This window comes from Meiothermus sp. (assembly GCF_026004115.1).
In the GTDB taxonomy this organism is placed as follows: Bacteria; Deinococcota; Deinococci; order Deinococcales; family Thermaceae; genus Meiothermus.
On the sequence record NZ_BPIM01000001.1, the window covers coordinates 2629993 to 2648581 of the forward strand.

The 18589-nt window shown below is 60.7% G+C and carries 21 protein-coding genes; 17 read left to right on the top strand and 4 right to left on the bottom strand.

Going from position 1 to position 18589, the window contains the following annotated elements:
- Positions 1-29: 29 nt before the first annotated feature.
- From Q0X23_RS12805 to Q0X23_RS12815, 3 genes are all read right to left on the bottom strand, one after another.
- A complete protein-coding gene (locus Q0X23_RS12805) occupies positions 30-914 on the bottom strand; it encodes a hypothetical protein (protein WP_297860001.1) in 885 nt (294 codons plus the stop codon).
- Positions 915-1090: 176 nt separating this feature from the next.
- Positions 1091-1315: a hypothetical protein gene (locus tag Q0X23_RS12810; RefSeq protein ID WP_119342520.1), complete on the bottom strand. Its 225-nt coding sequence runs from the start codon at positions 1313-1315 to the stop codon at positions 1091-1093.
- A gap of 9 nt (positions 1316-1324) precedes the next feature.
- Positions 1325-2530 carry a cbb3-type cytochrome c oxidase subunit II gene (locus tag Q0X23_RS12815; RefSeq protein WP_297860652.1) on the bottom strand — a complete coding sequence of 402 codons (1206 nt, stop codon included), beginning with the start codon at positions 2528-2530 and terminating at the stop codon, positions 1325-1327.
- Between the two features lie 612 nt (positions 2531-3142).
- On the opposite strand from Q0X23_RS12815, the gene Q0X23_RS12820 reads away from it, so the two are divergent.
- From Q0X23_RS12820 to Q0X23_RS12840, 5 genes are read left to right on the top strand one after another with little or no spacing between them, the layout of a single operon-like run.
- Entirely contained in the window at positions 3143-3730 is a 588-nt protein-coding gene (locus Q0X23_RS12820) for a hypothetical protein (protein WP_297860653.1), read from the top strand.
- A gap of 51 nt (positions 3731-3781) precedes the next feature.
- Positions 3782-4210, top strand: a complete 429-nt coding sequence (locus Q0X23_RS12825) for a hypothetical protein (protein WP_297860654.1) — start codon at positions 3782-3784, stop codon at positions 4208-4210.
- A gap of 10 nt (positions 4211-4220) precedes the next feature.
- Positions 4221-4661, top strand: coding sequence for a hypothetical protein (locus Q0X23_RS12830; RefSeq protein WP_297860655.1), 441 nt, complete (start codon positions 4221-4223; stop codon positions 4659-4661).
- Complete coding sequence (locus tag Q0X23_RS12835; RefSeq protein ID WP_297860656.1) at positions 4658-5314, top strand: response regulator transcription factor; 657 nt, start codon at positions 4658-4660, stop codon at positions 5312-5314. Before Q0X23_RS12830 ends, Q0X23_RS12835 begins: the two co-directional genes overlap by 4 nt.
- The gene (locus Q0X23_RS12840) at positions 5311-6513 is read left to right on the top strand and encodes a HAMP domain-containing sensor histidine kinase (protein ID WP_297860657.1); all 1203 of its coding nucleotides are present in this window, start codon (positions 5311-5313) and stop codon (positions 6511-6513) included. The genes Q0X23_RS12835 and Q0X23_RS12840 overlap by 4 nt, the downstream gene beginning before the upstream one ends.
- Positions 6514-6651: 138 nt before the next feature.
- Here the strand turns inward: Q0X23_RS12840 and Q0X23_RS12845 are convergent, their stop codons facing one another.
- Positions 6652-6846 carry a type II toxin-antitoxin system RelE/ParE family toxin gene (locus Q0X23_RS12845; protein WP_297860658.1) on the bottom strand — a complete coding sequence of 65 codons (195 nt, stop codon included), beginning with the start codon at positions 6844-6846 and terminating at the stop codon, positions 6652-6654.
- A gap of 328 nt (positions 6847-7174) precedes the next feature.
- On the opposite strand from Q0X23_RS12845, the gene Q0X23_RS12850 reads away from it, so the two are divergent.
- The 12 genes from Q0X23_RS12850 (at position 7175) to Q0X23_RS12905 (ending at position 18399) form a co-directional block, all read left to right on the top strand.
- Entirely contained in the window at positions 7175-7906 is a 732-nt protein-coding gene (locus Q0X23_RS12850) for a DeoR/GlpR family DNA-binding transcription regulator (protein WP_297860659.1), read from the top strand.
- The gene (locus tag Q0X23_RS12855) at positions 7899-8699 is read left to right on the top strand and encodes a BtpA/SgcQ family protein (RefSeq protein WP_297860660.1); all 801 of its coding nucleotides are present in this window, start codon (positions 7899-7901) and stop codon (positions 8697-8699) included. Before Q0X23_RS12850 ends, Q0X23_RS12855 begins: the two co-directional genes overlap by 8 nt.
- The gene (locus tag Q0X23_RS12860; RefSeq protein ID WP_297860661.1) at positions 8699-10171 is read left to right on the top strand and encodes an FGGY-family carbohydrate kinase; all 1473 of its coding nucleotides are present in this window, start codon (positions 8699-8701) and stop codon (positions 10169-10171) included. The genes Q0X23_RS12855 and Q0X23_RS12860 overlap by 1 nt, the downstream gene beginning before the upstream one ends.
- Entirely contained in the window at positions 10164-10934 is a 771-nt protein-coding gene (locus tag Q0X23_RS12865) for an SDR family NAD(P)-dependent oxidoreductase (protein WP_297860662.1), read from the top strand. The genes Q0X23_RS12860 and Q0X23_RS12865 overlap by 8 nt, the downstream gene beginning before the upstream one ends.
- On the top strand, positions 10912-11724 hold the full coding sequence (locus tag Q0X23_RS12870; RefSeq protein ID WP_297860663.1) for a carbohydrate ABC transporter permease: 813 nt from the start codon (positions 10912-10914) through the stop codon (positions 11722-11724). Before Q0X23_RS12865 ends, Q0X23_RS12870 begins: the two co-directional genes overlap by 23 nt.
- 11 nt (positions 11725-11735) lie before the next feature.
- A complete protein-coding gene (locus Q0X23_RS12875) occupies positions 11736-12992 on the top strand; it encodes an extracellular solute-binding protein (RefSeq protein ID WP_297860664.1) in 1257 nt (418 codons plus the stop codon).
- A gap of 9 nt (positions 12993-13001) precedes the next feature.
- Positions 13002-13835, top strand: a complete 834-nt coding sequence (locus tag Q0X23_RS12880; RefSeq protein ID WP_297860665.1) for a carbohydrate ABC transporter permease — start codon at positions 13002-13004, stop codon at positions 13833-13835.
- A 21-nt stretch (positions 13836-13856) separates the two neighbouring features.
- On the top strand, positions 13857-14873 hold the full coding sequence (locus Q0X23_RS12885) for an ABC transporter ATP-binding protein (RefSeq protein ID WP_297860666.1): 1017 nt from the start codon (positions 13857-13859) through the stop codon (positions 14871-14873).
- Positions 14870-15685, top strand: coding sequence for a sugar phosphate isomerase/epimerase (locus Q0X23_RS12890; RefSeq protein WP_297860667.1), 816 nt, complete (start codon positions 14870-14872; stop codon positions 15683-15685). The genes Q0X23_RS12885 and Q0X23_RS12890 overlap by 4 nt, the downstream gene beginning before the upstream one ends.
- A complete protein-coding gene (locus tag Q0X23_RS12895) occupies positions 15682-16788 on the top strand; it encodes an ABC transporter substrate-binding protein (protein ID WP_297860668.1) in 1107 nt (368 codons plus the stop codon). The genes Q0X23_RS12890 and Q0X23_RS12895 overlap by 4 nt, the downstream gene beginning before the upstream one ends.
- A gap of 82 nt (positions 16789-16870) precedes the next feature.
- Entirely contained in the window at positions 16871-17635 is a 765-nt protein-coding gene (locus tag Q0X23_RS12900; protein ID WP_297860669.1) for an ABC transporter permease, read from the top strand.
- Positions 17632-18399 (top strand): ABC transporter permease, encoded by a 768-nt coding sequence (locus Q0X23_RS12905; RefSeq protein WP_297860670.1) that lies wholly within the window; start codon positions 17632-17634, stop codon positions 18397-18399. The genes Q0X23_RS12900 and Q0X23_RS12905 overlap by 4 nt, the downstream gene beginning before the upstream one ends.
- Positions 18400-18589: the final 190 nt, after the last annotated feature.

Consider the following 18589-nt stretch of genomic DNA (forward strand, 5'->3'; position numbering starts at 1 on the left):
CCCCCAGGGTGTGTCCTAGATTTAGGCAACTAGGCTGCAGTAGGGAAAGCGCCGTGTCGGACGGCGTGGAAAGGTGTGACGGGGCTGTAGGAGAAGAACCGCGAGCGGACCAGGGCCTTAGCGCTCGCTCCGGATTCGCTCCAGTGGGCCCCGGTGATCTTGAGTCTTTGGCCGATGACGTGCTTGTTGGCGCCTTCGATCTGACCTGAGCCGATGACCTCAATACCTTCCCGCTCGAAGCGGGGATAGTCGGTGTGGTCGAGGTGGGCCTGCTTTTGCAAGAAGCGGAGGGCTTGATGGGCCTCTGGGTTGATGGGCTGATCGCGGAGGTTGAGGTTGAGCCAGCGCTGGATACTTATCTCTCCCCGAAGCAGAGCCTGTCGCTGTTCTTGACGGTGAGCCTCGGAATAACCGAGTCCCGTCATCAGGGTGTCGAGGTAGGTGCTGGCGTGGTAGACATCCAAGATGTGTCGGTGAACCCCCAGTTCGCCAAAGAGTTCGGCGATCCAGGCCGCCCCGTCACTGAGGCCAATCAGGGAGTCGGATTGGCGAACGCCCGCATGGCGGAGCAGGCCATGCACCTGGGGGGCGAACGCTGTGGCGGTGGTTAGGGCACTCACGTAGTACCGCTGGCTTGGGCAGCGCATCGGGTACACTACCGCACTTTTGACCTCCCGCCACTCGATGCCGCCCTCCACCTGGGCCGCCACCAGACAGCCATCCACCTCCACACACCAGCGCCGGCCCCGTTCCCCCTCCCGCCCCCTCAAGGGCTGCTGCGCCAGTTGGGTTAGCCTTTCACGACTCAGCTCTTGCTCGTGCTGCTCCAGCCGAATCCCCAGCACCTGCAACGAACTCTTGCCCACCTTCACCCCCCACTCCCCCAACCACGCCTCAGCCTCTCGGTAGGACATCCGTAGGGTCGTCCCATGTATACGCCGGAGGCACTCCGGCAAGTAGCCGCTCTCATCCAGGCTCTCGTCGCGATACCCCTGGCCCTGATGACCACACCCGCAGCGATACCGATACCGCTGCACCTCCACCTCTCCCCACAGGCTCCCTACCTTCACCCGATGGCTTCGGCTACCCCTCAGCTCCTTCCCGCATCCTCCGCACGTTTTTTTTTGACCCCTTTGCCCTCTCCTCCGCTTCCTGTACCCCGCTCTCCCTTTTCCACCATCTCCTGCATCATCAGCCGCTGGATCTGTTTGCCAAACTCAATCACCAGCAACTCCTGCTCGGCTATACTCTTCCCCTCTCCCAGCCGCTCGTACTCATCCACCAACTGATGCATCCGTTCCCGTATTTCGCTCATTCCAACAGTTTAGGCTGTTTGCCTATTTTTAGGACACACCCCCCAACCAGGGGTTGCTTTTTGGCGCCGAGTGGCTTCTTGTAAAATGGTGTCTAAAGTCACGTCCTCATAGCCCTTGCTCGAGGCGGGAACTACCCCTGGGTGCTCGAGCATCCACAACGCCACTGCATAGGTGGGGTTGATATGTCCTTCTTTAACCATAGCGGGTACAGGTCCCCCGATGGCTTCTGCATCAAAGGCTTTTAGGGTTATCGAGCCCAGCGGATAAAACTTCTCGGCCCAAGTGAAAAGTGCACCGTAGCCCTGCCAGGTGATGTACTGCTCTGGCTTAGGCACCGAACCTACTGCATTAAGGGTGCCGTTGGGGATGGTTTTGATGAACAAGGTTACCCGCCAGATATCCTCAACGGTGAGACGGTTGCCAAAGTTCTCCATCAACGCTCCCGGTATTCCTCGCAGGATACGCCAGTAATAGGCTCCTGGACTGGTATCGGAGCCGTGAGTTTGGTCATCGGCCACATTGAACCCGGGGGGCTGGGGGTTTGCAAAACGGGCTGCAGGGCCCTTGCCATCTCCTTGGGGACCGTGGCAGCCGGTGCACATCTGCAAGAAGAGTGCTTTGCCTCGCAAGAGGTTCTGCTCATTAACCGGCAAAGGGTTTTCATGGAACCAGTAGCCTCGCTCCATGGTCATAAGGTTGTGGATGGCCCCTGGTGTAGGGCCATTCCCAGGAACCCCCGCGGATCCCCGGTTACCCCCCGGTAGATTCCCCACAGCCACGTTGAGGGCCTTCATGTTCTGCTGGTGCAACCTGCGAGCGGCGGCAGCTTTTCCGCCCAGCTCCTGCATAAAGGCGGTTAGGTCGGCCACCTCACCCACGCTCAAAAACTTGAACTGTGGCATCAGCGAGGGAGGGTTGGCGTACCGGGGGTTCCAGAAGTGAACATAATGCCAGTCATCGGGGTGCAGACCTCCTTCTTGCGAGAGATCAGGTCCAGTGCGTACAGTGCCGAACAGGTTGGGTGTCCATTTCTCACCGGGCCAGTCACCTGCTTCAGAGATACGGTTATAGACGTAGTACTGGCCCACCTCATAATCCTGAGGCCGGGAGAAGCCAGAGTGGCAAAGGAAACAACCGTTTCTCTGGAAAATTTGCTTACCCCGCCACGCTCCTAATCCGATACCCCCAACCCTCAGAGGCCGGGAAGACCTCACCTACATCCGTGAGCGCACCGAATACCGGGCCAGACCCGGCTAGGTAAGAAAACTGCCTGGCAGAGGAGCCGGTGGGGCTCCGCCCGGTTGCAGGCCCTTGTTGCCCACAAAGCCTCGATTTATGGCTCGATCACCGCCTGGGTGGACGCGCACTACACCAGCCAGTGCCGACCCCGATGCAGACACGGCACCAGGGCCAACCGTTCGGGTGCTGGCTCTTGTTCGTGAGCGAGGGGTTCATGCTGATCTCGTTTCGGCTAGAAACGTTCCTTTGAGAATGCTCCTCATCCGGCAGAACTGGATAAACACAGGGTTCCGCTCAGCCACCCCCGATGTTCGAGGCATGTACCCGAGCGCAGCTACCGCGGACGAAGAAGCCAAAGCCAGAGGCCTGTAAAGGTATCTGGAACTGCGGTGCAGTCTATAGGCTAGTCCCCGCCGGACTGCGTCGGTATGGTGGGGGGTAGTTGATGAAATCCCCTTAGCATAAGTATCCCCGGGATGTGTAGATGCAGGCTTTGAGATTCACCTTTCCACCGTCTTCCCACACAAAGGGACTACCCTTGTGGACGCCCCTGGGGATGGAAGACCCCAAGGGGCAAAGGAGGAAATATGAAGAAGCAGATGCTCCACTTTCTGACCGCCTCGGCGCTCTTGGCCCTTCCGGTGTTGGCCCAGCCTGCTCCTCCACCCCCTGGTGGCCCGGGGATGGCTCCGCCCCCAACGACCATGCCTTACGGCTACCGCGAGGCGGAGAAGGCCCAGCGGGAGATCAGCCGGGCGCAGTACCTGGCTGGCATCGTGGGCCAGGCGCCCCTCAAGGGGGAGGCCGACGCCCTGTTGCGGCGGGCCCAGCAGGAGTACCAGGCCCAGGCCTACTTCCGCGCCAAGGAGCTGGCCAAAGCCGCCGGGGGAATCTACGAAGCCCTGCGCTTCCAGGAGGTGGCCCCCCGGCAAGCGGCCCCCTATGGCCCTAAGGATCGGAAGAAGGCTTACGAGGCCCCTTACCGCGCCCAGGAGGCCATCGCCCGCGCGGAGTACGAGGCCAGCTACTACCGGGTGAACCAGCCCTTGTTGGGCAGGTTGCTGAGCGAAGCCAAGCGCTTGCTGGCCTCGGGGAGCGACCTGGCGCGGGCGGAGGCGGCCCACCGCCTGGCGCGTGCGACCCAACACCTTATTAAGGCCGAACGCGGGTTCTAGTCCTCTGGCCTCGAGGGGGGGATTCCCCCCCTCGCTTTTTTGGGAGGTCTTATGCGCAAGTTTCTGCTCTTGGGAACGGGGATCTTTGCTCTGGCAGCCTGCGTGCCCTATCCTGACCCCAAACCCCGGTTCTGGGGACCCAAGGAAGCGGAGTTTCTCGCCCACACCCTGGAGGCCCTGCTCCTCCTCGGCCTGGTGGTCGGCCTGGGGGTGCTTGCCGCCTGGTGGCTGGTGGGCCGTGGCCGCCAGGGGAGGGCCGGGGGCACGCTTGGCCTGCCCTCGCGCAAGGAAGGTCTCTTGGCGTCGCGGCTTGTGGCCCTGCGGCAGCAGGCCAGCACCCTGCCCGCGGAAAAGGCCGAACGGGTGATGGCCTTGGTGGTGGAGGCCTGGGAGGCCTGGGGCCAGGGAGAGGTGGCGCGGGCGGAAGCCCTGGCCGCCCGGGCCGAGGCGCTGGTGGACCTGCTACGCGAGGACGCCTAAAATGCCGGGTATGGTGCTTGCCCTCCTCCTCCTCTCCGCCTGGGCCTGGGGGCAAGCGCCCCGCCCCCTCAGCCCCGAAGAGGCCTTCGGTGTGGTCAGGGCGTACCTGGGCCAGGGCAACTTGGAGCAAATCTACAAGTTTGAGTACGGCCTGAAGAAGAAAGAGGGGTGGCTGGTCTACGAGTTTCAACTGGCCGGGGTGGAGGTCTGGCTGGAGGCTGGTAGCCGGCGGGTGGTGCTGTACCGGCCCAAGAAGCCGCCCAAGCACCTGGCCGAGCCCCACATCCCCTTTCCCAAGGCCCTGGGGCTGGTGCGGGCCCGGTACGGGGAGCCCTGGAAGCTGGAGCTGAAGCCCAAGCCCAAGGAGGGGCTCCTGGTCTGGGAGGCCAAGGGGCCTTTCGGCGAGGCCTGGCTGGAGGCGGCCACGGGAAAGGAGGTGTTCCGGCGGTGAGGCTCCTCCTGGTGGAGGACGAGCCGGAGGTGCTCCGCCTCTTGCGGGAGGTCCTGGAGGAAGCGGGCTGGGCCGTGGACGAGGCCACCGGGGTCGCCGAGGCCTTGGGGCTTCTGGAAGCCTTTCCCTACGACCTTCTGATACTGGACCTGGCCCTGCCCGACGGGGACGGCCTCGAGGTCCTCCGCTCCGTCCGCCTGCGGAAGATGCCCCTGCCCGTGCTCATCCTCACCGCCCGGGACGCCCCGGAGGCCCGGGTCCTGGGGCTGGAACAGGGGGCCGACGACTACCTGGTCAAACCCTTCTACCCGCAGGAGGTGGTGGCCCGGGCTCGAGCCCTCCTGCGGCGAAGCCGGGGCCTGGCCGAGAACTGGCTGCGCCTGGGACGCCTGGAGCTGGACATCGAGGGGCGCCAGGCCTTCTGGCAGGGCCAGGAGGTGCGGCTATCCGCCCGCGAGTACGCCCTCCTGGAAGCCCTGGCCCTGCGGGGGGAGGGGTTTTGCCCCCGGGATTACCTGGTGGAAAAGGTCTGGAGCGGGGAGGAGAGCGTGGACCCGCGCACCGTGGACACCTACATCAAGTACCTTCGCCGCAAACTGACCCTCGACGCCATAGAGACCGTGCGCGGGCTGGGGTACCGCTTCCTGGGATGAGCCTGCGCACCCGCTTCGCCCTCTACGCTGCCCTCGCGGTAGCCCTGGCCCTGGGGGTATCGGCCCTGGCCCTGCGCGAGGGTTTGCGGGCCTTTCTCCTGAGCCAGGCCGACCGGGAGCTCAGGGCCCTGCTCCAGGCGGTGGTTCCGCGCCTGCTTCACGACGAGGAAGGGACGCTACGCCTGGACCTGGACGGGGGGCTTTTCTCCTCCCTGAAGCCGGACACCCTCGTGCTGGTGGTGGGCCCGGAGGGAATCCAGGACGCGGCAGGCTTGCTCCCTCCCCCGGCGGAGCTGGAGGCCTTAGCCCAGGGGAAGGCCGAGGGCTACCTCCTGCAGGAACAACCGGTGGGCGGGGTCCGGGTGTTGGCGGCGCTTCGGATGGAAGAGATGCGCCAGGTGGTGGCCCTCCTGGATCGGTTGCTGCCCTGGGTTCTGCTCTTAGGGGGCGGAGTGGCGATGCTCCTGGCCCTGGGGCTCGCCACCCGGGCCCTGGTCCCCCTGGCCCGGACCACCCGGGCCGCCCTGGCCCTGGCGAAAGAGCAAGCCTGGAGTCGCCGGCTGCCCATCCCCCCTAACCCGGACGAGGTGGGGAAGGTGGTGCAGGCCTTCAACCAGGTTCTGGAAGTTCTGGAACAAGCCCTGGCCTCCGAGCGGCGCTTTGCCCAGGAGGCCGCCCACGCCCTGCGCACCCCCCTGACCGTGCTCCTGGGCCACCTGGAGCGGGGGCGCCTGGAGGAGGCCCGAATCCAGGCCCAGCGTCTGCGGGAGCTGGTGGAACAGCTCCTCCTGCTGGCCCGGGCCGAGGTAGACGCCCTGGCGCGGGCCCAAGTAGAACTGGACACCCTGGTTTTTACTGAGGCCGAGGCCCTGCGCCCGGCCTTCCAGGCCAGGGGGTTGCGGCTGATCGTGGATCTCCCTGAAGAACCCACCGGTGTCCTGGCCAACGATCAGGCTCTCCGGGCGATGGTGGTGGCCTTGCTGGAAAACGCCCTGCGGCACACTGCCAAAGGGGGAACCGTGCGGATTGGAGTGAGGGGAACCCACCTTTGGGTATACAACGCACCCAGCCATCCCGAACCGGGCACGGGCCTTGGTCTGCGGTTAGCCAACACCCTGGCGCGGGCCCAGGGGGGGAGCTTACAAGCGGTGGAGGAGGGGAAGGGATTTTTTGTAACACTTCGCTTGGATGGGCCATAGGCCCCTTGGATGCCTGATGAGGAAGTTCCGCTCTAGGCGCTGGGTGCTTGACGGAGTTTTGCGCTCGCCCCCGCCAGTGGCATGGGGTCTACCATCGCTGACGACTTTCCGTTCTTCTAGATCAAGGAGTCGCCACCGCTAGATCACCCGCCAATGGCACACCCGCAAGACCACGATGGTGATTTTTTGATCCTGGATGGGGCAGATCGGGCGATAATCCCCTACCCGGTATTTCCAAAACCTGCCGAGTTCCGGCCCATGCAGCGCCTCCTCGATGCTGCGCGGGTCGTCCAGCACGGCCACAGACTCCTTGGGTAAGCGCAGCGCCAGCATTGATATGCAAGCATGGCAGCTCGAGGCCCTCCTAGCGGGAGAGTTCGTCCGGGGCCCAGGCTCGGTGCGTGAACCCTCGCAAAGCGCAGCCAGGAGTGCTTCAGACGCTTGGTGTTGCAAAAAATGCTCCTATCTAGGCGACCTGATTGGGTCTTATGTACCCACCAAGCCTCCCCTCACGGCCCCACGCCACAGCATTCATCCTTTTTGTTTGGAATGAGTTCCTACCGGTTCAAAGCGTTTGTTGGCAGCAGCCTGAGTAATTCAAAGTTTTCAGAAAAAACCTGTTGACAGAAACAATCAAATACAGTCATAATCAATCACAACCATGCTTGCCTCAGAGCGTCAACAGGCCTTACTGGCCCTGCTAAAGCAAAATGGGGCTTTCCGCACCAAGGATCTGGCCAGGGAGCTGGGTGCTTCTGAAGCCACGATCCGGCGAGATCTTAGAGTACTTTCCGAGCGCGGCGAGCTTCATCGAGAGCATGGAGGTGCTGTCGTTTTGGAGCAGGAACCGCCCTATTCAATCAAAATCGGAAAGAATCAAGCGGTTAAGGAGGCCATTGCCCGGAAGGCTCTTCAGTACGTGGAGGAGGGCATGACCCTGATCCTTGACTCCGGCACCACCACGCTCGCCCTGGCCCGTCTACTTGCAGGCTTGCGGGTACGGGTATTTGCCCTTGATTTGGTGGTGGCCCAAACCCTAGCCCAGGGCCATACCGAGGTATGGCTGCCTGGGGGTCTGGTTCGCAATGGCTTTTACAGCCTGACAAGTCAATGGGTCCTGGAAAGCCTGGCCCAGATCAAGGCCGACTTGTTTTTCCTTGGAGCAGATGCTTTTGATCTTTTCGAAGTCACCAATCACACCCTGGAGGAGGCCTTTGTAAAGAAAAAGGCGCTGGCTGTGGCCGATAGAACTGTATTGCTGGCGGATGGCAGCAAGTTTGGGCACAAAGCGGTGGCTCGAGTAACCCCACTCAGCGCCTTGTTTCGTATGGTGACAGATCTGGAGCATCCTGCGCTGGCCGAAGTCGTTCCTGTGGAGGTCGTCCGTGCATAAGTTTAAGGAGCTTTTTGGCTACAAACCCATTATTGCCATGGTGCATCTGGACGCCCTGCCGGGCACCCCTCTTTATCGAGGCAGCATGGAGGCCATTTTGAATGGAGCTAGGCAGGATCTGCAGATTTTGCAGGAAGCAGGAGTCGATGCCGTAATGTTTGGTAACGAAAATGACCGGCCTTACGAGCTTTCGGTTAATCCCGCCTCGGTGGCAGCCATGGCTTTTGTGATTGGGCGTTTGCGCGATGAGATTCGGGTGCCGTTTGGTGTCAATGTGCTTTGGGATCCCATGGCCAGCATGGCCCTTGCTGCCGCTACAGGGGCTCGATTTGTGCGCGAGGTGTTTACCGGTCTTTACGGCTCAGACATGGGTTTGTGGAGCGGGCGAGCGGCAGAAGCACTCCGTTACAGGCGTCTTTTAGGATGCGACGACGTGTTTTTGCTGTACAACGTGAGTGCAGAGTTCGCCTCGCCGCTGGATAATCGCAGCCTGGTCGAACGAGCCCGTAGTGCGGTCTTTTCCAGTTTGGCCGACGCCATATTGGTCTCTGGGCCCATGACCGGCGAAGGAGCTCGTCTGGAGCATCTACAAGCAGTTAAAGCAGCTTTACCCGACCTACCGGTGCTGGCCAACACGGGCGTGCGGCACGAGACGGTAGCAGACGTCCTCGAGGTGGCCGATGGAGCCATTGTGGGCACGGCCTTCAAACGCGATGGGCACACTTGGAACGAAGTGGATCGCGAGCGTGTTCAGCAATTCATGGCTATTGTGCGAAAGACCAGGGGGTCTTGATGGTCATTGGTTTGGACATTGGCACCAGCTCGGTCAAGGGTGTTCTGCTGGACGAGGCCGCACAGGTTATAGCCCAGTCTGAACATCTGCACCGCCTTCACCATCCGGCTTCCGGTTGGGCCGAGGAGGATCCTGAGGACTGGTGGGCGGGCACTCTGGCCGTCTTGCGACTGTTGAGAGAAGAAGCTCGAGGCGCCCCCATCGATGGGCTGGGCGTTTCTGGCATGGTACCGGCAATGGTGTTGCACGGGAGCAAGGGCCAGGTACTCAGGCCCTCCATCCAGCAAAACGACGCCAGGGCAGTAAGAGAAATTGCGCTTCTTAGAGAATTTTTTGCCGATGAGGCCCTATTTGCTCGTACCGGGGCAACCTGGAACCAGCAGGTCGTAGCTCCCAAACTGCTTTGGATCAAGCGCAACGAGCCCGAAGTGTGGAGCCATTTGGAATGGCTGAGCGGCTCCTATGAGCACATTGTCTACAAGCTGAGCGGATCTCGATACACGGAAGCCAACTGGGCACTAGAGTCCGGGCTATGGGATCCGTATAAGGCGGTCTGGCTAGAGGAGGTTCTGGATTACCTGGAGGTGCCTCCGGGTCTGCTGGCGCCGGTGCGTTTTCCCCAGGAGGTAGTGGGCTACCTTAGGCGAGAAGTAGCGGGGCTAACCGGCCTGCCGGAAGGGCTACCGATTATCGCTGGAAGTGCGGACCACATTGCAGCCGCCCTGGCCGCGGGCTTGCAGCAAGAAGGGCAGGCCGTTATTAAGCTGGGCAGTGCGGGCGACTTTTTGTATGTGAGCCCTACCTTTACCCCGCTGCGCGAACTTTACATTGATTACCACGACCTTCCAGGACTTTATGTGCTCAATGGCTGCATGGCCAGCTCGGGTACGCTGCTGGAGTGGTTTCGGCGCAACTTCCGCCCAGGCGCAAGCTTTTCCGAGTTGGATGCCGAGGCGGCTCGAGTGATCCCGGGGGCTGAAGGGCTGGTGGCGCTACCTTACTTTCTTGGCGAGAAGACGCCTTTCAGCGATCCACTAGCCCGCGGTAGCGTCCTGGGTCTTACTCTTCAACATACCCCTCCCCACCTCTACCGGGCTTTGCTGGAAGCGGTAGCTTACGCATTCAAGCACCACGTGGAGGTGCTGGAGTCTTACGGCCATCGAGTGCACCGTTACACAGTGATGGATGGGGGTGCGCGAAGTCCGCTTTGGCGCAAAATCTTGGCCAGTGTTCTAGGTCAAGAGGTTCATTTTCTGGCCCAGAGTGTGCAAGGTAGCGCTTTCGGTGTGGGGTTTCTGACCGGCATGGCCCTGGGCCGGTGGGATCTGGAGAGCCTGCCGCTCGAGGTTGCTGGCAGCACCGCACCAGAGGAAAGCTGGGTTGATTTATACCAACCCATCTATCGGCTTTACCGAGAGGCCTACCCCAGTTTGCGGGGCTGGTTTGCTCAGTTGGGAGGAATACATGCCTAACGCCCTCGTAACCGGTGCAGGAAGCGGTATTGGTCAGGCCATTGCGGCCCGGCTGGTTCGGGAAGGATTTCGGGTCTGGGTAAGCGACCTCGAGCCCATACGGGCCGAGCAGGTGGGCAAGGCCCTGGGGATGCCCCATCTGGCCGTGGATGTGACCAGCCGGAGCGCCCTGGAGGAAGCTGCGAGGCATATTTTCGCTAGCGACCATCGGCTCGATGTTCTCGTGGCCAATGCCGGGGTCTCTACCATGAACCCCTTCCTGGAGCTGAGCGAAGAGGAGTGGGATTTTAACTTCGCAGTCAATGCGAAAGGCACCTTCCTCACCTTGCAGACCTTTGCCCGCCAGATGGCCCAACAACCCCTAATGACCGGGCGGGAAGTGCGCGGAAAACTCATCGCTACTGCCTCGATGGCTGCCCGCCAGGCCGCGCCCTTGCTGGCGCACTACTCGGCCAGCAAGTTTGCGGTCTTGGGTCTGGTACAGGCTATAGCGAAAGAGCTAGCGCCGCTGCAGCTAACGGTCAATGCGGTTAATCCAGGTTTTGTGCAGACCCAAATGCAGGAAAGAGAGGTGGCCTGGGAGGCCCGCCTGCGTGGGCTTAGTCCCCAAGCAGTATTGAAAGACTATGTGCGACAGACACCCTTGGGCCGTCTACAACGCCCCGAGGACGTGGCGGCTGCTGTGGCTTTTCTGGTGGGTCCCGACTCCGACTTTATTACCGGAGAGGCTATGGAGGTCAATGGTGGGGCCTGGATCTTCTAACCGCTGGCTGGCCCTTGTGGGTCATGTGGGTTTGTGGTTCTTTAGCCTGATCTTCCTTTTGCCTTTGGGCTGGGTGCTCCTGCGGGCGCTGTCCTCGGAAGGGCAGCCCTTCAGCCTGGCCAGCATGACCTTTGATAATTTTGCCAGACTGATTCAAGGGCCCTTCGGCTTGGGTTTGCGCAACAGCTTATGGGTTGGAGCTGGGGTGGTGGCCCTGGGTCTGCCCCTGGCTGCGCCTTTGGGCTATGCCCTGGCGCGTTATAACCTGGGGGGACATGCCTTGCGCTTTGGGGTGCTGGCTACCCAGATGCTGCCGCCTATTGTGCTGGCTCTTCCGCTATTTGCCCTCTTTCGGGCGGTGGGTCTAAGCGGAAGCTTAGGGGGGCTGATAATTGCCTATCTGGCATTCGCCCTGCCCTTTATGACCTGGCTGCTGATGGGCTTCTTCCGAACATTTCCGCGTGAGCTGGAAGAGGCTGCGCGGGTAGACGGAGCCGGTTTTCTCTACATCTTCACTCGCATTGTGTTGCCCCTTTCCGCACCGGGCCTGTTTGCTGCAGGGGTGATGGGTTTTTTGCTTTCTTGGAACGAGTTTCTTTTGGCGCTTTTGCTTAGCGGACGTGAATCGCAGACTGTTCCCGTAGCGCTCTCCACCTTTATCACCCAGCGCGGGGTGCTATTCGCACAGGTGGCTGCTGGGGTCGTGCTGGCGGTGCTTCCGGTGGCCTTACTGGCCAGGATCATAGATCGCTACCTGGTGGAAGGACTGACCCTGGGGGCGGTGAAGTAAAGGAGGTTGGCATGAAGTGGTTGTTGGCTTTAGGTGCGGTGTTCGGCTTAGCAGTGGCCCAAGGGGTTACCCTCCAGGCTTTGATGGAGGATGTTCCCGAAACCCAGATGATCGAAAAACTTTTGCCCGAGTTCGAGCAGAAAACCGGCATCAAGGTGGTCTTCGAGAAGGTGCAGTACGGGGCCATGCACGACAAGCTGGTATCGCAGCTTTTGTCCCCCCAAAGCAGCTACGATTTCCTCCAGGTAGACTTTCTATGGGCGGGGGAGTTCCCCGCTGCCGGTTGGCTGGAGCCGCTCGAGCCCTATGTGCGCAAGAGCAACTTCGATCTCTCGGTCTATTACCCCTCCATGCTCGATCTGGTGGGCTACTACCAGAAGACCCTGTATATGATACCCATGTACAACTATGCCATGGGCCTTATCTACCGAAAGGATCTGCTGGCCCGCAAAGACCTGCAGGACAAGTTTAGGGCCCAGTTCAAAGTGCCGCTGGCGCTACCCAAAAATCTCGATGCATATGCTCAGATCGCAGGCTTTATGCACAAGAATGCAGGGCTTTCAGGGGTAGCCATGCAGGGCCAGCGCGGTGATCCCAACTTCATGGAGTTTTCCAACTACCTCTTTGCGGCAGGCGGACGCTACCTTGACGATAAGAACCGCGTTGTTCTCAACAACCCCATGGGCCAGAAGGCCTTGCAGACCTATGTCCAGATGATTCGCAACTTTGCCCCCCGAGGGGCCCTCAATTTTAACCTTGACGACACCTTCCGGGTTATGTGCCAGGGCCAGGCCTTCAGTATGGTCACCTACTGGTGGATGCTGCCGCAGCTAGATAACCCCCAGCAATGCCCAAAGGTGGCCGGTAAGGTAGCCCTGGCCCCGATGCCGGGCGGAAAGGGTGTCAACGGGGGCTGGGGCTGGGCCATCCCCAAGAACTCTGCAAACAAAGAGGCAGCCTGGCAGTTTATTAGCTGGGTGGAATCAAAGGAAGTGGTGCTCAAGCGGGCGCTGGCCGGGCATGCTCCTACCCGAAGCGACGTATTCCAAAATGCTGAAGTTTTAAGCAAATATCCCTACTACAAGGAAGCTCAGGTCATTATCTCAGGCGCGCAAAAGGTACCCATCTTCGCCTTCACTGCTGAGATGGAAGACGTGGTGGGTCGCGAAATTAGCCTTGCCGCAGGGGGCCAAAAGAGCACTGCAGCCGCTTTGCAGGATGCTGCCAAGGGCCTCGAGGCGCTGCTGCGCAAAGCCGGCCTGCGTTAGGAGATTTGTTTGAAGCGTGTAGAAGGGGTTCTGCTTGGCTTTCCCGGACTGCTGGTGCTAGCCGGAGTGGTTGGCGTGCCGCTCTTCTACACCCTGGGAATCTCACTAACGAACTATACTTTTTTGCGCCCTGGTTGGGAATGGGTGGGCCTCGAGAACTACCTCGAACTGGCTCGAGACGTCTATTTTATTCACGCTTTAGCGCTAAGCGTGCTCTACGTAGTCCTCACAGTGGGCCTTTCCCTGGGGCTGGGGCTGCTGCTAGCTGTGTTACTGCAACAGCCCGTACCTCTTCGAGGCTTTCATTACTTTGCGGTAAGTTTGCCGATGCTCATCGCACCGGTAGGGGTGGGCCTCATTTGGAAAATGTTGCTTCATCCTGAGCTCGGCCCGCTGGGGCGTCTGACCGGTTTGGACTTTCTGGGTGATGTCCGGCTGGCTTTATTAACCTTGATTTGTATTGATGTCTGGCAGCAGGTTTCGCTGGTGGCGCTGATTCTTCTGGCAGGCTTGCGCAGCCTGCCCAAAGAGCCCCTCGAGGCTGCCGTTGTGGATGGGGCTACCCCCTTCCAACGCTTCCGCTACGTTACCCTGCCCCTGTTGCAGCCGGTGTTGGTCATCCTGGTAATCCTGCAGACCGTTGCGGAACTCCGCACCTATGACCTGGTTTATGTGCTCACGCGGGGAGGGCCAGGGAGCGCTACCGAGCTTGTGAGTTACTTTATTTACCGCAAGGCCTTCTTAGGTCTGGATCTTTCGGCTGCTAGCGCCATGGCCTTCGTTCTTTTATTGGCCAGCCTGGGTTTGGTAGCCCTGTATTACCGCTGGCTGATACGCTTGTGACAAAAGGGGTGAAAAGTCTTAGTGGTGGAGCTTCGTACAGTAACCAAGTACTTCGGACGTGCCCTGGCAGTGGATAGGGTAAGCCTCGAGGTTCGAGAAGGGGAGTTCTTCAGCCTCCTGGGGCCTTCGGGTTGTGGTAAAACCACCACCCTCCGCCTCATTGCTGGATTTGAGCGGCCGGAGAAGGGAGAGGTGTTCCTGGCGGGAGAGCTGGTGAACCAACTGCCGCCTGAGCGACGGCCCATCGGCATGGTTTTTCAAAACTACGCCCTCTTCCCAAATATGACTGTCTTTGGCAACGTGGCCTTTCCCATGAAGCTAAAGCGCTTGCCCGACGAGAAGGTAAAAAAGCGGGTGCTGGAACTGCTGGAAATGGTGCATCTTACGGGGCTAGGGGGCCGCTACCCGAGGGAACTCTCTGGAGGACAACAACAGCGGGTAGCCCTGGCCCGGGCCCTGGCTCGGGAGCCCAAGATGCTCCTGCTGGATGAACCCCTCTCGGCTCTGGACGCCAAGATTCGGGAGGAACTCCGGGGCGAGTTCAAGCGCTTACAACGGGAGACGGGCCTTACCACCCTATATGTTACCCACGACCAGGAGGAGGCCCTGGCCCTCTCCGACCGCGTGGCGGTAATGCGGGAGGGCCGGGTAGAGCAGGTGGATACCCCTGAGGGGATCTACGCCCTGCCCAAGACCGCTTTCGTGGCCCGCTTTGTAGGCCAGGGGGTGCTGGTGCCTGGGGAGGCGCAGGGTGGTTTTTTCCATCGAAATCGTCCCTGGCCTGTGCAGGTGGAAGGAGAGGGCAGGGGCCACCTGCTTCTGCGCCCTGAAGCCTTAGCGGTCTCCGAGAAGGGCTTTCTGGATGGAACAGTGCGCCTGGCCACCTACCTGGGAAGCCTGGTGCGACTGGAGGTAGAGGTGGAAGGCGAAGGTCTCTTACTTAAGGTGGACGTGCCCCCAGTGGGGGCCCCTCCCATGGGTGAGCGGGTGCGGCTTTGCTTGCCCGAAAAGGCCCCATTTGTAAAGGAGAAGGTATGACCCTGGGCTTCCGTCCCCCCAAGGATCCCACGAGTTTCCTTGACTACGCCGAGAGGCTCGAGGGACGCTACGGCTTCATAGAGATTCCGGGAAGTGCGGTGGAGAGCTTGGCGCAGGTGTCCCTCGAGGCCCGCGCCATGGGCTACGACCTGACCCTACACGCCCGCTACCAGGATATCTACCCCGCCTCCCCCGAGCCCACCATCCGTGAAACCTCCCTCCGGATACTGGAAGAGGATCTGATTAGAGCGGCCCGTATGGGGGCTATGCTCGTTAATGTCCACGCAGGCAACATCCCCTGGACGGACTATCCTCCCTCAGGCCTCTCCCCGGCCCACCAGGCGCTGAGGGAGGCAGAACAAAAGATGCGGGAGGAGGCCCTAGAGCGCGCACTGGAGGGCTTTTCCCGCCTCACCAAGCTTGCCTCGAGCTTAGGAGTGCGTCTCGCTTTGGAAAACCTTCCTGCCCCGCAGGAGTTCCCGCGTACCCCGGGGGAGATGACCCAGTTTCTGGAGGTGCCAGATCTCTATTTTTGCTTAGACCTAGGCCATGCCCGAATGGCAGGAGAACCCACGGAGGGTTTCCTCGAGGCCCTGGGTGAAAGGCTCGTCCATGTGCATGCTCACACCAACGATGGATACTTCGATCTCCACCTGCCCCCCGCTTCCGAGGAGGTAGTCCCCTTTGCGGGGCGCCACTGTACCCTGCTGGTGGAGCTACCCCCACGGGGCGTAGAGGAGTATCTAGAGCTATACCAGAACTGGGCCTTAGCGGGGCTTGTCCCCGAGGCAATAGGAGGTAAAGTAAGATGAAGAAAACCTGGACGCGTTACGCAGCAACCGCCTTGGCAGTTTTTGCTCTCGGTGCTGGCATTAGGGGATGGGAGGGCTTGGCCCAAGGCACGGCCCAGCTTCCTCCGGAGCTGAACAACGCCTACATTCGCGATCTGGCGGCCAAAGCCCGGGCCGAGGGCGGGGTCATCAACACCTACGGGATGCCCAACGACTGGGCCAACTACGGGGAAATCTTCGCCGAGTTCCAGCGCCTCTTCGGTATCCGCCAGCAGGACATTGACATGGGGAGTGCCGTGGTTCTGGCCCGAATGCGTGAAGAGAAGGCCAGTAAGAACGACATCGCCGACCTCAAGCCTGCCTTTGCCATGAAGCTGGCCGAAGAGGGTCTCACCCTGCCCTACCGGGTCACTTCCTGGGTGGCCATCCCCCAAAGCCAGAAGGGTGAAGGAAAGGATAGCTCCACCTGGTATGCGGGCTACAAGGGTACCCTGGGTTGGATCGTGAACACCCGACTGGTGAAGAAGGTGCCCAAAACCTGGAGGGAACTGGAAAATGCGGAATACAAGGGTCTCATCCAGTATCAGGATCCACGAGCTACGGGTACCGGGGTGGCCACCATTATGACTGCGAGCTACGCCCTCAGTGGGGATCCTTATGGCAAAGCAGGTGTAGACTACTTTGCCCGGCTCCACAAGCTGGGCGTGATTGGTGCAGTAGAGCCTAAGGTGACCACGGCCAAATTTGAACGGGGCGAGGTGGGTATTCTCATTAACTATGACTACAACCTTCTGGCCTGGAAGGAACGCTTTCCCTTTCCCACCGAAGTGGTGATTCCCCAAGACGGCAGCCTGGCCAACGGCGGGGGTATCATCGCCGCCCGCAACGCTCCGCACCCCAACACCGCCAAACTCTTCCTGGAGTTCCTCTTTTCCAAATACGGCCAGGGCCTCTTCGCTAAGGCCTTCGTCTCCCCGGTTCGACCCGATGTAGAGCTTCCCAAAGAGGTGGCCGCTAAGTTCCCGCCAAAGAGCGCCTATGCCAAGGTGAAGTTCGTGGACTACCAGAAAGAGGAGGCCGCCTCCGAGACCCTGCAGAAGTACTACGCAGAGACCATCCGCTAGAATCCCTAGGGGCGGGGATTCCCCTGCCCCTTTTTATCTTATGCGCGGTGAACGTTTCCTCGTACTTCCAGGGTTCCTCTTCTTGGCCCTTTTTTTCGCCTACCCCCTGTGGGCCATCCTGGAGCGCAGTGTCTCGGGCCTCGAGGGGCTGACCCTGGCCCGCTACCTCAAGGCCCTAACGGCCCCCGCTTACCTCGAGGCCTGGCGCAACTCCCTCGTCTTTGCTACCGCCTCTACCCTTATAGCTGCCTTTGGTGGGGTCTTCGTTGCTTACTGGACGGCGGGGTTGCCCCTGAGACCCAAGCGCTTCCTTCTTTCCCTCTATGCTATCCCCATCTCCCTCTCAGGGTTGGTGGTGGCTTTTGGCTTTATCGTACTTCTGGGGCGCAACGGCGTGGTGAACCAGCTTTTCGCGGCTGTGGGCCTTCCGCGCTTTGAACTGTACAGTTGGATAGGGCTTCTTTTGGTCTTTCCCTTCTACAATATTCCCCTGTTTGCCCTTGCCCTCATCCCCCTTTTAGAGAGTCTAGGGCGGGATCTTTTAGAGGCCGCCCGGGCTTCGGGGGCCACGCCCTTGCAGGCCTGGGTGCGGGTGCTTCTCCCGAACCTTATGCCCGGGGTGTTAGCAGGGAGCGCTATCGTCTTTGCGGGAATGATGGGGGCCTTCGGTACCGCCTTGGCCCTCACTGGCTTTGCCAAGAACCTCCTCTCGTTGCAGATCTACAGCCTGGTAGCCGAGAGCACCTTTGATCTGCCCCAAGCTGCGGCCCTGGCAGCGTTGCTTATGGCCAGCACAGGAATTGGGCTGTACCTCCTATCCCTCTGGGAAAGGCGGGTGCGGCGATGAGGCTTTTGGGTTGGTTTTTCTTCACCTTCTTTCTGCTCTACCTGGTGCTGCCCATGCTGGCCACGGTGGTCTACTCCTTCAGCCAGATGTGGCTGGCCATCCTGCCCGAAGGCTTTACCCTGGCCTGGTATCGCAAGATCTTTACCGACCCCAAGTACCTCGAGGGGGCCCTCCTCTCGCTGCGCATTGCACTTCTGGCCGTGGCCCTCAATGTGCTGGTGGGGGTACCCACGGCCTACGCTACCTACACCTGGGCAGGTCGGCTGGGAGATGGGCTCAGGCGACTCGTCCAGATCCTGCCCCTCCTGGTGCCCCCCCTCATTGTAGGCCTGGGCTTCCTCTTGGCCTTTAATCGTCCGCCCCTGGCCTTCTCAGGAACCTTCTGGATCGTAGTTTTTGGTCACGCGGCCTTGGGCTTTCCTTTCTTCTTCCGCACAGTGTATGCAGGTCTTTCGGGCCTCGAGGTGCGGCTTCTAATGGAGGCTGCCCAAGCCTCGGGGGCGGGGCTTTGGGCGCGGATGCGGTATGTCCTTCTCCCCAATCTCCTCCCGGCAGTTCTCTCGGGGGGCTTGGTGGCTTTTGCTATTTCCATGGGGGAGTTCGAGATCACCAGCATGGTGGCGGGCTTCGGCACCGTAACCCTGCCGCTTCTCCTCTTCCAAAGCCTGCGCGAGGACTTTCGGGCAGCTAGCGCCGTGGCGAGCGTGCTACTCTACACCACGCTTCTGGCCCTCATGGGCCTCACCCTACTCCGGCGGCGCTAGGGGCGGTTTATTCTCCCGCCGGGTAGTCGGGTGTGTTGTGTTTCACCAAAACGGGGCCAACCGGTGTGGATAGGGGAGGCAGGGAAGGTGGCCGCCACGTAATACCACGCGCCCGCCCCTCACCGGGCAGGGAAGCCCCTGGAGGTAAACCCCGCTCTCCTGGCGCCTGATAATACCGGATTCAAAAGAC